The sequence below is a fragment of the Candidatus Lokiarchaeota archaeon genome, from assembly GCA_014730275.1.
GTDB lineage: Archaea > Asgardarchaeota > Thorarchaeia > Thorarchaeales > Thorarchaeaceae > WJIL01.
Window position 1 is genome coordinate 37,493 of record WJIL01000095.1, and the last position, 15,143, is coordinate 52,635.

Below are 15,143 nucleotides of genomic sequence, written 5' to 3' on the forward strand. Positions count from 1 at the left end.
CAGCTATCTCAGAATCCTTTGGGGATTTGATCCGAATTTTCGACTCGGTTAGGAGATAGAAATGCAATGATGAATAATAGACGAAAAGCAGTAGGCCTCACAATGGCTTTGGCTTTCTTGTTTATGGCGGTTTCACCTGCCATGATAAGCGCTGAAACAGGGACATCTGATTGGTCCAAAGCCGGACCTTATATTGACAAGGTTGTCTTCGATGTGATTCAGTCTCAGGATCAAACCGTTGTAGCCCTACTGGATGGTGAACTTGACCTCATAGGATCACAGGTTGATCCTAGCTTCCTGCCACAACTTGAAGAGGCGGAGAATATCGAAATCGCAGATGTATTGCGAAACGGTTATGGTTACGTTACTCTGAATACGAGGAAATATCCTCTGAACGAAACTGCCCTTAGGCGAGCCATAGCATTTGGGTTGGACAAACAGGCAATATCTGATGACATCTGGGACGGTCTTTCTGTACCACAGGACTCTCCTGTACCGCAGGTGAATCCCTTTTCCATTGAAGATCAGATGACCTACCATTACTACGAAGCAAACATAGAGAAAGGCAACGATTTGCTTGATGCCGCCGGTTTCCTAGATACTGATGATGACGGATTCAGAGAAGCACCTAATGGTGAAGATTTCGATATTCTTGTCGAATGTGCACAGTCTTCTGAGATTGCGATTGAGGTGGGCCAGAAAGTGGCTGATGCTCTCGAAGCACTGAGCGTCGAAGCCGAATCAGTTCCAACCGACTTCTATGAGTATCTCAACCGACTGTATTACCACGGTGACTATGATATCGTGTTTCTCGGCTCAAACTTCAACGATTTTGATGTCGATTGGCTAGCCTATGAATTCTGGTCTGAATACACTGATGAGCCATTATGGAACTTCGCGAATTTCGCGAACGATAGCTATGATGGGTGGAGAGACCAGTTACTTCATGCAACAGAATACGACGATGTCTACGAAGCAGCGATAGAAATGCAGAGAATACTGACATATCAGGTGCCGTATATCATCTGCTATGAGAACATTGTCCTGTCTGCCTATCGGACAGATAGATTTGAAGGTTTCATCAATGATGTCAGTGATGGAGTTCCCGGTTGGTGGACCAACATGAAGGTTCACTTGAAAGACTCCGAAGGTGGACCTTACGGAGGTACCTTCACCTGGAGTAACTCCCTAGACATAGATACCTTCAACCTGATGGTTACCTCGAGTCAGTACTCTGTCAACATCCTTCAGATGATGTACGATAAGCTAATCGATGTCGATCCTGAGGGGCATGATGTACCTGATTTGGCAGAATCTTGGATTGTGGAAACACATGAAGATAATGCGGATATTCCTGATGGACATACTCGAATAACGTTCAATATGCTCCAGAATGCAACATGGACCGACGGAAATCCAATAACTGCTGAGGATGCAGCCTTTACCCTGAACTACTACCGTGACTCCCCAGGCAATCCATCTGGATCTGGTTTAGACGAGATGACGGCCGCCTATGCTCCAACGCCATACACTCTGGAAGTGGAATTCAGTACTGAGTCGTACTGGCATCTGCATAGTGTCGCTTACAAGAACATTATTCCGAAGCATGTGTTCGAGGACATAGGTCTGCAAGGTTGGAACGAATACAGCCCGGAACCTCCATCTGATGCTATGGTGACATCAGGTCCATTCAATGTCTCAGAGTATGTCGCAGGCGAGTTCACAGAACTCAGCTATAACCCGCTTTACTTCCACCGCTTGGATAGGCCAACCGATGGTGACATGACAACACCGGGAGCAACTCCTACCAATCTAACACTCGCACTAGTGGCGGGTGCAGTTGGTGCCGCCGTTGTTATTCTTATCGGCGGATACGTGCTGATGCGGCAGAGATAATCAATCCTATACTACTGGGAGGAACGCAAGATTCCTCCCTCTTCTTTTTTTGACCAATGAACTGGATTTGATTCCTTGTACAACGTGTTGGTGTCTCTCCTGTCTATTGGCACCTATATGCAGGAGCACGATTAGATTCTGAGACTAGTATGCGTAGAATGTGAGGTTTACATTATTTCTTTGCTATTGTATCATGAAAATCCAAGTCGATGTGTCACCAATGATGCAATGGAAAGCAACAAAGAAGGTCGAAACCGATTCTACTGAAGAGACGAATGCATCAGAGGAAACGGAGATTAATTTGAAGCAGAGCATTACTGAGTTTTGGCTATCTCGCAAGGAGAGAACGAAACCCACTATGAATTGAGAATTTTTTGCTTGGTTTTTCACGACATGAAGATTTAAGGGCGGATTAGTTCACAATTTCAGTATGAGTCTTTACGGTCGCGACCTGCTCTGCACGCAGGACTGGAGTATTGATGAGATAGAGAAGACCTTGGATTTGGCCAAGGAGATGAAAGCCAAGCGTTTTGACCACAGGCTGAAAAATTGTTTGGATAGACGCACGTTTTTCATGATGTTCTATAATCCGAGCGTCCGTACACGGCAGTCATTCGAGTGTGCGGCAACCGAACTAGGGGGACATGCCCAGTTCCTGACACCAAAGACAATGCGTCTGAAGACTGAGAAATCAGCAGGTGAAACGGTTCAAGATGCAGCTACTGTGATGAGCCGGTATGCAGCAGCAATTGGTGTTCGTATTCTTGAAACAGCAATCTCAGAATATAGCCAGGGCCATGAATTGCTGGAGGAATATGCGAAATATGCCGATGTGCCAATCATAAGCATGGCACACGATAGATTCCACCCCTGCCAAGGACTAGCTGATGTCATGGGTATGAGGGAGCATGCAGGCGAGGATCTCAAAGGAAAGAAGATACTACAGGTCTGGGGGAAGGGTGCCCTGGTCAGGTCATGGTGCTCGGTTCAGGAAAGCATCCTAATTAATAGCCGACTTGGCCTGGATGTCACGTTGGCTCGTCCAGAAGGATATGATCTTGATCCTGAGGTCATGAAATGGTGCGAAGAGAATGCAGAAGAAGCAGATTCGAATTTTGTAGTTACTGATGAACTTGAAGAGGCATACAAGGATGCAGATTTTGTCTACTCGCGCAATTGGATGTCTCCAAAATTCTATGATCGTGTGAACAAGCATGGTGTGGAAAAAGCCAAGGAGCTGGAAATAGAACAAGCAGCTCAGTTTGATGAATGGATCTGCGATAGCGAGAAGATGGAACTAACCAATGACGCATTCTTCACCCATTGCGGTCCAGTTGACAGAAATGCAGAAGTTACAGACGAAGTCGTTGATGGTCCTAAGTCCATTGTCTACGATGTTGCAGAAAACCGCCTTCATGTTCAGAAGGCACTAATGGCCCTGACAATGGCACTGAAAGAATAAAGCTTGGGGACAAAGAGGGTATTTCCCTCTTCCTTTCCTCATGCATGAAGCGATCCGAAGCTGGATTTACAGCCAATAACCTGGCTGATGATAGAAATCGTAGAGATCTGTTTCATATTCTCTTGTAACTGGTTCTGCGGGGTTGTATTCTGGGCTGTTCTCAATTTGCTTCTTCGTCAGATCCACTTCAATTTCACCTTCAAGCCACTCGATTTCTGAGACCCAGTCCGGCGATACGATGACTTCTTTTCCAGTTATCCACCTTCCAATGTCTACAAGGAGATACCTAATAACCCAGTCTTTTTCGTCTACGAAGAAATCCTTCACCGAACCGATGCAATCATCTTCGCATTCGACTTCGTATCCAGTGACTTCTTCAGCACTTCGCAGATTGGCTTCACCCTCTTCAGTTTCTTCACGCAGTTCCTTTCGCTGCGCAATATCTGCAGTCGGTGATACAATTGGATATGGTCCGTAGATTTGTGCCCCCGATGGCATGAACTGTGACCATTGGTAATGCTGATGCAATTCGCTGAGTTTCTCTCGAGACACAGGCTTAGCAAAATCAATCTCGGGTCGGCTCTTTATGTCCTCCTTTGAGATATCTGTAGTGATTTGCTTCTCCTCCCAATTGGGCTTGTGAAGAGCTTCTGTGGCCACAATGAAGCGCTCTCCTAGCAACCAATCACCAGACTCCACAACAGCATATTTCACCTTCCAATTGTTGTCCTGGAAGTATATGTCATGAATCTCACCCATCTTCTCGTCTTGGGCAAATACTTCAAAATCGATGAGTTTGCTATACTTGTCTAGCATGAAATACCTCCGATATTTTCTTGTGAATCATAAGTTGTTTTCTATACGCCGTAATTAGATAAACTACTGGAATCAATCGTTTTTCTTTCTGTCCAGATACTACACATATATAGCTCATTCTTAACGATATTAAATATTTGGTATCAGAGCTCCAATTAGAAAATGCTCTCTTCCGCGCAACATCTCATATCTGCTCGAATTCGAGCATTCATAGTTGGTTATTTCGCGCGATTCAGGGGTGATTAGATGATATCCCAGTAAGATGTATATACTCAAAATCACCTAAATGACTGAACCGCCGGGAGGAAAAGATTGTTTGGCGCAAAGGAGTGCTGGATTATCAAGAGTGTATAAGTTCAATCGTCTCTATACATTTCTAGAGGTGGATGTTTTCAATTCTCCAACCGTTGGATAATTGGCTCTCTTCATTGTGCTAACGTGGGCGCTTGGTCGGCGCCCACACCTTATCAACTCAAGTCTTCCCAGCGTAAACACCGGATGAAATGACCAGGTTCAACTTCTCGATAGTCAGGTACCGTGGTGCTACATTCATCAATAGCGAATTCACAACGAGGATGGAACGGGCACCCAGAGGGAATGTTTGCTGGATCTGGAGGGTTGCCTTGTATTCCCCGTAGACGCGGCCTTTCTTTGCCCTTTTTCATTTGCATCATAGCTATTCTTGGGTAGGATGCCATCAACCCTCTCGTGTATGGATGGTCAGGCTCATGGAACATCTGTACCGCCTCTCCAAGCTCCATGATTTTTCCAGCATACATGACAGCCACTCGATTTGCCAAATCAGCTATGACACCGGCATCGTGACTAATTAGCAGCGTTGAAACATCGAATTCGTCACGAATCATCTCAAGCACATTGAGTATCTGTCTCTGAATAGTTACATCAAGTGCTGAAGTTGGCTCGTCTGCAATTACCAGATATGGCCCAGAGATTATTGACATGGCAATGAGTATTCTTTGGGATTCTCCGCCGCTAAAACTACCCGGGTCCAGTACAAAGCGTGTTCCTGAATCAGCTAACTGCACAAGATCAAGATATTCAAGAACTTTCCTTTTCAGTTCAAGGAGTCTTACATCTTCCTTGTGAATTTCAACCGGTTCACCTGTTTGCATACCAACACTATACTGTGGATTGAGAGCATGCCCAAGTCCTTGAGGTATAAGTGAAATCTCCCCACCGCGAATCTCGACCAATTCTTCTTCAGGGAGAGCAGTCAGCTCTTTGCCTCTGAAGACTACTTTTCCATGAACGCCCGCTCTCTCATTTCCTTTGTCATCAAATCTTTCCCGTAAACCGGGCGTGCTGGATGCACCTGCTTCGAATCTTGCTATCTTCTCAAAAAGACCTAGTATAGCCAGAGCAAGTGATGACTTCCCACAACCACTTTCGCCCAGGAGACCCAAGCATTCACCTTCATTCACTTCGAAAGATACATCATCGACTGCGCGGATGAGACCTTCTTTGGAAGGATAGTATGCTCTTAGATTTTCAACCCGCAAAAGTGCATCTTCTTCGGACACATTGCCCACCATAGACACCAAAACCAACACTACTGCCATTAAAACGCTATTGAACTGGGTATTGCCAGTTTCTTCTTGGTACCGATGAGTTAATCAGTTATCGACAGGACTGAATCTGAACAAGGTGAAACGGTGAATGTCAAAATCCAAAGTTTTCTTCACAGATCGAAAAGCGACTTCTGATTACAACATGTTAGACAAACTTGAGCACATATATCGTTCTTTGGGGCTTGGAGATGCCATTGAAGAAGGAAGCAAAGTCATGGTGAAGACACACTTCGGACAATATGGCAATACCAATTACATCCGACCTGCATATGTCCGGAAAGTAGTTGATTTGGTTCGGGAAAGTGGGGGAATCCCGTTTGTGGCAGAAACCTGTGGTCTCGGATATGGAACTTCGGGCATTTATGGTGGCAGAACGACAGCTGTCGAGTATCTCGGTATGGCTATGAAAAACGGCTATAGCCCTGCTACAGTTGGGGCACCCATGATTATGGCTGATGGATACTGGGGAACAGATATTCGCATGGTTGATATAGATGGCGAGTTCGTCGAAGACGTGGATGTTGCAGCAGCACTATTCGATACTGATGTCGTGATTGTTCTCACCCACGCTAAAGGTCATGGGCTGAGTGGCATTGGCGGCACCCTGAAAAACCTTGGAATTGGGCTGGTTGGCAAGCGAGGAAAGGCTATGATGCATAACATGGGTGACGTATCTATAGACCCTGAGAAATGCCTTGGTCCTGAATGCGGGGAGTGTATAGAGGTCTGTCCAGTCCGATGTATATCAATGGAAGATGAAACGGCAGTCATAGACTCTGCTCAGTGTATCTGGTGTGTCCACTGCCGATCTGTATGTTCTAATGTGGTTGAAGCTAAGGCTATCAACGTAACTTGGCGACCAAATCCTGAACAATCTCCAAGATTCGTTGAGAATGCAATGGGCGTTATTGATTCAGTTGGGCGCGACAAGTTCTACTATATCAATCTCGCAATCGATATATCCGATAAGTGTGATTGCTGGAATGTAGGTGCGCCACTTCTGGTTCATGACATTGGCATATTCGCCTCTCGAGACCCTGTAGCCATCGATCAAGCCAGTCTTGATGCAATCAATGACGCGGAGCCGAATCCAGAATCAGAAGCAGCTGATTTAGAGTGTGGCGAACCCAAGTTTGCACACGTGCATGAGTGCAGAGAAGATGATACGGGAGAGCTTTTGCGGCTTGCAGAAATCCAGCTTTCTCATGCAGAGAAAATTGAGCTTGGCTCAAGAGACTACGAGCTGGAGACACTAGAGAAAGAGGAATCTGATGATTGAACGCATGAGCTGCGTCTTGGCTTCCTTAGAACTTCGGTAGATTCTCATATCTGTGGCAGAAAATCCAGTATTCCGGCTCCACTTCTCGGTATTCTGGAACTTGCTCCTTGCATATGCTCTTCGCATACTGACAACGAGGATGAAAAGGGCAACCTGATGGGAGATTTGTCATATCCGGGGGTTCGCCAGGGATACCCCGGATACGCATTCCCCTCTCTCTGATTCGTCGCATCATTTTGAGTGGCGGATTGCTCATGATGAATGCGCGAGTGAAAGGATGTCCCGGTGTTTTTAGAACTCTTTTCGCGTTTCCAAATTCCATGATCCTTCCAGCTGACATCACAGCTACCCTATCACTGGTATCAGCAATCACTCCTTGATCATTACTGATGAGCAGCATAGAAAGGTCGAGTTCCTTTCTTGCTAGTCTGAGAGCTTCAAGAATCCGATTCTGAATGCCAACGTCTACTGCAGTTGTTGGTTCGTCCGCAATCAGTAACGAGGGCTTAGTCACAAGTGCCATCGCTATGAGAATACGTTGATCCTCTCCAACAGAAAACTCGCTTGGCTTGAGGTTCTTCCGTACATCAGGATCAGCCAACTCCACGAGATCTAGAACCTCAAGTACTCGCTTTGCTACTTCCCATTCGAACAGGACTTCATCTTCATCATGAGTCCAGAGCGCTTCTGCAGTTTGGAGCTCAATTTGTGTGTACGGATTCATTGACTTTCTTGTGCCCTGAGGAACGTAGGTGATATCATCCCCTCGAACCTCTCTGTAATCCTTGTCATTTAGCCCCACAAGGTCTTCTCCCTTGAACCAAATGTGGCCTTCTACTCCTGGGAGGTCCCGCCCTACCTCTTCCGAAGTGATACCTTTCTTTCTTGCTTCATCTCTTATCTTCCATAGCTTCTTGTTCTCTTCGTGGCCGGATGTAGATGCATAGTATCTGGAAAATCGATCAAAAATACCAAGAATTGCAAGAGCAACAGAGGTTTTTCCTGCGGCTGATTCACCAAACAGTCCAACCGCTTCACCTGGTTTGATTCCAAAGGATACATCGTTTACAGCTTTGACTAGCCCCCGTTTCGAAGTATAGTACGCTTTCAGATTCTCTACTTCGAGAATGTAATTATCATCTTCATCTGGCATGGCAGTAAAAGATTGTGTTGAATCCATAAAAGCTGTAGTGCTAACGCATTATCCTTTGTCAGCTTGAGGCTTCTAGAAGGTTAACACAAACTCCTTCTGTCTGTTTTCAAGCTCAGAGTAGTTTAAGTCACCTTTGTAGCGGATCATCAATTTCTTCACCACAAAGAGCCCCAAACCAAGGCCTTTTTTGCTGGGTGCAAATTCGTCAAAAAGTGTGAGTTTTACTTTCTTTGGTAGCCTCGGACAGTTATCTCTAAAGTAGAGGAGAACAATCGAATTGGCTTCCTTCGAAGCGATTTCTACTATCGGCTTAGTAGAGGAACAGTGTTCTACGCTATTCTCTATGAGGCTTACGAATACCTGTTCAACAAGCTCATCTGCTCGAATGGTAATGTAATCCACCTGGGTATAGTCAACCACAAATTCAGCATCTGCTAACATGTCTTCTACTAGCGAAACAGAACGCTCTCTTGCATTCTTCAGGTTTATGGGCTTGAACTGTTTCTCTTGTTCATCTCGCAATTCAGCCAATTCTTTGACCCGATTAAGGATATCTGCGATTCTTGCAGCCAACTCGGATGCCGAATGTATGCTTGGAAGAATTTCCGATTCTGAGTCTTCTTTCATTTCAAAAATATCGAGGTAGAAAAACAGGGCTTGAAGAAGATTCCCCCCTTCATGACTTCAGAGGTAGAGATAGAAATCACTCTCATCCCTGGCTGCTGCAATCTCTCTTGTTTGTCTTTCGACTTTCTTCTGCAGTACAAGGTGTTGATTACGACTGTAGGTTGAGACCATTCCTATTAGCATGAATGTCAAGGCTTCAGTTCCGAGAGCAAGTGCTACCAGATGCTTGAATTTTGTCAGCCCTCTGCTTGAACCTGTACTAATGATGGCCAGTAGTACAAGGGAGAAGGTCATACCAATAGCGAGATTCATCGGGGTTTGGTCATATGCTATCTTGAGCAGGTGTTTCAGGAGCACCGCGATCGCCAATATCATATCTATTCCTGTCGCAACTACATCTAGAGCTGTTACTCCAGAATCATTGGCTAACAATGGCAAATCGAAGAGTAGAAAAGCGATTAGTAATCCAGCAAATGGAACTGATCCGAGCGTCAAGAGCAAAATGACGCTTTCCTGATTTCTAATTAGGCTTTCTTTGTTGGTGAAAACTTGGACAAAATGGGCAGTCACAGGTGCAAAAATCATGATATACGCCAGCCAGTGACTGTTTGCGATTGAGACTGGGAAATACATTGAAAATGATGTCGTTGGATATGTCAGAGAGAAAAGCAATGATATAATGATAATGTCAATGCTGGTGAGGGACACGATATAGTCTCGGAATCTCCTCTTCTGGGAATACAACATCAGTCCAAATGCAGCCATAAGCGCACGTGCACTGACTAGATACCCACAAGCAAAGTCAGCCATGAATTGAACATTGAAGGCTTGAGATTGCGATTCGAATCTCCAACCTGTAAATGAACGACACTTGAGATAAGTGATGGTACAAAAAGTACAACCATTATCCATTCGGATTTTGAAATCTCTGGTGCTCAACAGACATGTTTTGGTTGACTCGCCTGCAAATTTTCTTTTTGTTCGTTAGGCCATTCTACTCTTTTCTTTAAGAGGGTTTATCCTGATGACCTTTCCCCCAACTCTGCTATGAATCGGTTCTATTTGAGTAAACATGGGATTAATATCCTCAGAGAGCATACGACTGTTTATGCATCGTAGGCTTGCCCTCCTCTTACTCATAACAACAATTTTCTTCCAAATAACGCCCAATCATAGTCACGCTACCCATGCTTCCTGCCCACATTTCGTAGCTCAGGAGGAAACGATTCATCGACATTGGAGAATGAATATCATACTCGTCAATTACGAATCAGATATCCTGAATATAGACCTAATTTTACAGAATCTGCCTAGTGAAAGGATACACATGGTGGACGAGTTGACTATCAACTATACTATTGAATATTCGTTTGTATATGCTAGTGAGGACTATTCCAATCAGCTCCTCTCCGTAGTTGATAACAATTCGATAAACGGTTCTGATACAGGAACAACCATCAACGAAACAAAGCTAGAATACCAGAAGCAACATCCTGAGGAGCCGCAGCGAATCTTCTACCCCCGTGCTGGCAAATCCATTGATGCATACGCGGTTGAGGATTGGCTCTTGGAACACCCTCTGGTAGAACAGCCTGAACTAGGCTACAATTTCTATCTTCTCAATTTCTCGGCTCTCGATGCAGAGGATCATAGCGTTGAGCATTGGTATGATTACCAGGATGTCGACCCCGATACTGGTGAACACATGGACTGGTTCAGACTGGAATGGGATAATGAACTGAATCCGCCTGTAGCTTTTCAGTACGCAGGCTTTGGAGGGCGAAGCGATTTGTACGTGCTAGATCCTTCTGCCAATCAGTGGTACCTGCGATGGGCTAGGATATGGTGGGGTACAGAACCATACAACGATGCCCCAGAATACTGCACGAAGGACTTGGAGGATAAAGTTTCGGAAGTTGATGTTGCTACACAATCTGGAATCGATGATTTATCAGAATACCTTGGTAGCTACATGCATGATGTAGTCGCCTACCTACATTTTCCATTGCAACACAGTCCAGCAAAATACGCTTACAAGGGAACCCTGGAAGCTATCGTTTTTTCACTTGACACTGATAATGGCGTTCCCGTTGATAGCGTTGAATGGGTAACGAACGCAGAGATGCAGAAATCACACCTTGAAGAGTTTCTCCCATTCGTTGAGTGGGAGACTAACGTCAGTTACCTTGATATCAATGACTATCCAGAGTGGAATGAGACCTTCTGGAACCATGCTGAAGTCGTTGACGGGGAAACTATCGTAGACGGGTCTGCAATGTTCTACGATATCTATCAGAATCACAGGTACAAATACGTGGACGTTTTTTCCGAGCAAATCAACGTATTCGGTGTGGTTTTCATCAAGAAAAAAATGGTAATGCATGCGTACGGACGAGAGTACACCGGTCTTGGCGGAGGTGGACAAACCGCTATATGGAAATCTTGGGAGAGATATTATCGCCCTAATGGAGTTACACCGCGCGAGGGGGTGTCCGGAGTTCAGTTGCACGAAACCATGCATGCTGTTGGTTTCGGTCATACGTGGAGTCATGACCATTATGCTGGCGATTTCTCCTATAGTCCGATGGGGTATTTCGGTATGCATAACGGAACTTCAGTATTCGATCAGAATTGGGTACAGAGCACATACTTAGATCAAATGGAATGGGAGCACTGGAATCGCTTTGTAAACATCAGCGATTTAATCCCCGACAATCCCCGACCCGAGACTATTGAAGCCAAAGAGAAAACACTTGGTTGTTTCGAAGAGGCTCGAGAATTGTACAACTCGATGAACTGGTCGGCCTGTTTTACGACCCTTGAGAATGCAGATGCTTGGACTACTCGATTGATGTATTCTATCTTTGACACAGAAGCTCCTGAGTTTGTGGACTGGGGAATCGATACTCTTGAGGAGCCGGAAGGAGGAAGGGAAGTTTGGGCTGTCGTTCACGATGATCTTTCCGGAGTAGAACAAGTGATTGCGCATATTATTGCTGATGGCGAGACTGAATACGAATATGAGTGCGTGGAAATTGACAATAGGTGGGAAGCAGAGATTCCACCGTTGGCTTTCAGCGACAAACTGGTTATCTATCTTGAAGCAACAGATTTGGGACTGAATACTGCTCAGACTCAAGAAATCCAATATGTGCCCGAAGGATTTGCAATGCTGGAATTCCTGTCTAGGCACCCATATATTCCGATTGGCACTTTTGCAGTCGTGGCTATTGCCGCTTTCATATATCGACGCAGAGTGCAGTGATGTTGTGGTTTCACTCCCACCGCTGGAGAGGATGGTTTCGATAAATCGAACGGAAAGTGAACAATAGGTGTTAAATAACGGACCGCTCACTTCTCTAACTCGAAGGCAGTGTATTGTAGACCATACCAGAGGTCTCCAAATACAGCCAGGAATATAATAGAACGGAGAGGTATTGTTTGCTATCCAAGAAATGTATCTGTTCCCTAGCTGTAATTCTTCCATTGTTCATAGGATTCTTCTTATCGACTCCAGCATCGATCGGTATTAATGCGGACATTCCCGGTGGATCTACGGTGGAATTAGAGAATGGGGACTCGGTGCATGTTGGACCGGATGAAGTTCTGCGAAAATATGAGGTATCTTCCGTTCCAACGCAGGTGACTGGATCCGGTACTGCTTTGAACGGTTCTGAATATGGCAACCGAACTGATACTTTCAACGACGAAACCATGGATTATGATTCTGACAGTGGCGATACTACCACATCCAATCTGAGTGTTCCCCTTGGAGAGGAATGGGAGTCGTATCGAGTGGATGCTGATATTACGGATATCACGGAAAATCGTACATGGGTGGAGAATTCTGGATTCGATGATTCCTCGACATGGAACTACACATATCATAATGAACCAAAGACCTATCCAAATAGTACTGAGGACAATGAATTCATTTCTGAATGGGATTCAGATGGGGACGAATATGGTGGCGGGTGTAGCTTCTTCCAAATCGAAGGATATCGCTATGATACAGGTGACCAATGGGGAGATTGGTATGACCCCGGTGACAAGGCATATACTACTCAGAACATCTCAATAAATCGAGGTGAAATAACCTGGGCCGGAATTTCCCTCGATTACTATGCTGATTGTGTAGGTTGGAGTGGATATATGACAGGTTTCTTTGAGTTATTTGTATCCATAGGTGACCCTGATAATGGTGGTTCCTATTTGTGGTCTAAGCAGTTTGATGCAATCGATGATGACAATGTATGGTTCCCTACAGATATGATTGCCACCGATGCATCATCACTGAACCTTCCAAATCTCAGTATCTGGGCGGGGCTTAGAGTAACTCAATTGGAGTGGTATAGAAGCTCCAGCAGCTACAATGACATCATCCCGCAAGGACGGCTCGATAACATAGTTATCTACATAAAATCTAAGGCTATTCCTGGTGACATTAACCTGAAAATGAATGGAGAAACTGTATCGAATGTCCTGGATGGTGGTGATCCTGTTTACGGACTGGGAACAGCATCATATTCCCCCGTAACGCCGTGGAACCAGGGTGCTGCCTATGCGAACTTTTCTTGGACGCCATCTCCTAATCCTCCCGATCCGAATTTTGATATCAATGTTCAAATTGATGCAGCGGTTACAGCTTATGCCCGCAGATACAATGTGTCAACCATATATGACGCTGAGAATTTCTTAGTGGGAGACAGCTATTCGGTTGAAAATGCGAGTGATGTTAACTGGCAGACCAATTTCTATGCGGCTGTACCCGGAGGCTATGCGTCAAATTACTTCTTCAACATCTCTCTCCCACAAAACAGAGATATCAACTACGTGGCACAACCAACAGACCGAACAACAAATCTCTCCCTCGGCTGGCATTACGGAGACCCCGGCGACGGTTTGGTGAATGTATCCGCCTACGAAGTCACCGTAGACTACCAGAATGGATTCTGGTTACTAAAGGGTTCATCTCCTAATATGATTCAGAATCTCGAAGTGTGGAATCAAGCGCTTTCCCAGTGGTCTAGAACCGAGGTATTCCGAGCAAATAATGATACTAGATTTAGGGCCACAGTACCTGCCTCCTATGAGAATAACATAGTCAACTACAGCATCTATGCGCCTAACGGCAGCATATGGACGAGTCTGCAAGCTACAGTAGATAGCAACGGTTACGCAATATCTGACTATGTGAATTTTGACCCGTATAATGCCTCCGTTGGGAGTTGGGAAGTACAAGCCACGGTGGTTGATTCTGTCCCAGGTGATGTTATTAGAAATGTGGGCTTCTACAGAAGGGAATTCTCAATCAAGCATTCAACAGATATCAGCGTGAAGTATCCAGTTGGTTCAGACGATACTTGGACTAAGAATGTATCTTACGGGGACCCTGTTCTACTTCAATTCAGAATACAAGATGCGGATAATGGGGACCTTCTTCCCGGCGGTGAAATGACCTACTCTTGGGCTGCTGGTTCTGGATCGCTGAATGATATGGGAACCGGTGAGTATTCGGTCACTTTGAATACGAGCCAAGTGACGAGTAGAGGTGCATATCCAGTCAGTCTAGAATGGTCTGATGATTTCTATGATACTATTTCAACAGTCTTTACAGTCAACGCAATTTTCGATACTGAGCTCCTTTCTTCTGATGCACCTGGGATTGATATCCCCAGAGGGTACGTTGGTCAGATAAATCTCTATTATGAAGATGAAGAATCCAATCCCATATCTGGAGCAACGATAATAGCAAATTGGTCCCATGACGGATGGTCAGTAGAAGAAGAAGCTGAAGCTGGATATTACACTATCAACCTAGAAACTGATGATAGCCCTCTAGATACCTATCGACTGGAAATCACTGCTTCTCAAGACTACTGTGAGAGCCGAACGATTAGCCTTTCGGTCCAAGTGAGAGAGTTATTCACTTCAGCAATTCCTTCTACTAGCCAAGTTTCTCTTCCTGTTGGATATCAGAGTTCCTTAACTATAACATATCGAGATACTGATCATGACCAGCCTATCACAGGTGCTGCTGATGCAATCAGTTGTAATTGGTCCGAGATTCATTCAGCTGGCGAAGAGAACTACACCGTGGTCGAGACTTCACCTTGCAAGTATGAGGTAACACTATTCTCTGAAGACTCTGACGTTTTGGACTCTTACGACGTAGTTTTCAATGTCGAAAGGTACGCTACTCAGAATCACACATTTACAATCACAGTAGAATTAAGGACGCATCTGACCTCCCTATACTTAGATAATCCAATAGAGCCAACTCCATATACTGGTGAAATTGAAGCCTACGTTGTGTATTAT

General features: G+C 45.0%; 11 protein-coding genes. 6 read left to right on the plus strand and 5 right to left on the minus strand.

Annotated features, from left to right (window positions below):
• The first annotated feature begins 66 nt into the window (after positions 1-66).
• The 3 genes from GF309_10595 (at position 67) to GF309_10605 (ending at position 3,358) form a co-directional block, all read left to right on the plus strand.
• Positions 67-1,896, plus strand: a complete 1,830-nt coding sequence (locus GF309_10595) for a hypothetical protein (GenBank protein MBD3159226.1) — start codon at positions 67-69, stop codon at positions 1,894-1,896.
• A 220-nt stretch (positions 1,897-2,116) separates the two neighbouring features.
• Complete coding sequence (locus GF309_10600; GenBank protein MBD3159227.1) at positions 2,117-2,263, plus strand: hypothetical protein; 147 nt, start codon at positions 2,117-2,119, stop codon at positions 2,261-2,263.
• Positions 2,264-2,326: 63 nt separating this feature from the next.
• Positions 2,327-3,358 (plus strand): ornithine carbamoyltransferase, encoded by a 1,032-nt coding sequence (locus GF309_10605; GenBank protein ID MBD3159228.1) that lies wholly within the window; start codon positions 2,327-2,329, stop codon positions 3,356-3,358.
• A gap of 66 nt (positions 3,359-3,424) precedes the next feature.
• Here the strand turns inward: GF309_10605 and GF309_10610 are convergent, their stop codons facing one another.
• Positions 3,425-4,174 (minus strand): hypothetical protein, encoded by a 750-nt coding sequence (locus GF309_10610; protein MBD3159229.1) that lies wholly within the window; start codon positions 4,172-4,174, stop codon positions 3,425-3,427.
• Between the two features lie 467 nt (positions 4,175-4,641).
• Positions 4,642-5,754 carry an ATP-binding cassette domain-containing protein gene (locus GF309_10615; protein MBD3159230.1) on the minus strand — a complete coding sequence of 371 codons (1,113 nt, stop codon included), beginning with the start codon at positions 5,752-5,754 and terminating at the stop codon, positions 4,642-4,644.
• Positions 5,755-5,851: 97 nt separating this feature from the next.
• On the opposite strand from GF309_10615, the gene GF309_10620 reads away from it, so the two are divergent.
• The gene (locus tag GF309_10620; protein ID MBD3159231.1) at positions 5,852-7,042 is read left to right on the plus strand and encodes a DUF362 domain-containing protein; all 1,191 of its coding nucleotides are present in this window, start codon (positions 5,852-5,854) and stop codon (positions 7,040-7,042) included.
• Positions 7,043-7,067: 25 nt separating this feature from the next.
• Here the strand turns inward: GF309_10620 and GF309_10625 are convergent, their stop codons facing one another.
• From GF309_10625 to GF309_10635, 3 genes are read right to left on the minus strand one after another with little or no spacing between them, the layout of a single operon-like run.
• Complete coding sequence (locus GF309_10625; protein ID MBD3159232.1) at positions 7,068-8,222, minus strand: ATP-binding cassette domain-containing protein; 1,155 nt, start codon at positions 8,220-8,222, stop codon at positions 7,068-7,070.
• A gap of 45 nt (positions 8,223-8,267) precedes the next feature.
• The gene (locus tag GF309_10630) at positions 8,268-8,822 is read right to left on the minus strand and encodes a GHKL domain-containing protein (protein MBD3159233.1); all 555 of its coding nucleotides are present in this window, start codon (positions 8,820-8,822) and stop codon (positions 8,268-8,270) included.
• Positions 8,823-8,879: 57 nt separating this feature from the next.
• A complete protein-coding gene (locus GF309_10635; protein MBD3159234.1) occupies positions 8,880-9,632 on the minus strand; it encodes a hypothetical protein in 753 nt (250 codons plus the stop codon).
• Between the two features lie 529 nt (positions 9,633-10,161).
• Between GF309_10635 and GF309_10640 the strand changes: the two genes are divergently transcribed.
• Together GF309_10640 and GF309_10645 are read left to right on the plus strand one after the other, a co-directional pair.
• Positions 10,162-12,087 (plus strand): hypothetical protein, encoded by a 1,926-nt coding sequence (locus GF309_10640; GenBank protein ID MBD3159235.1) that lies wholly within the window; start codon positions 10,162-10,164, stop codon positions 12,085-12,087.
• A gap of 293 nt (positions 12,088-12,380) precedes the next feature.
• Positions 12,381-15,143: hypothetical protein (locus GF309_10645; protein ID MBD3159236.1), on the plus strand; the 2,763-nt coding region annotated here is incomplete at its 3' end.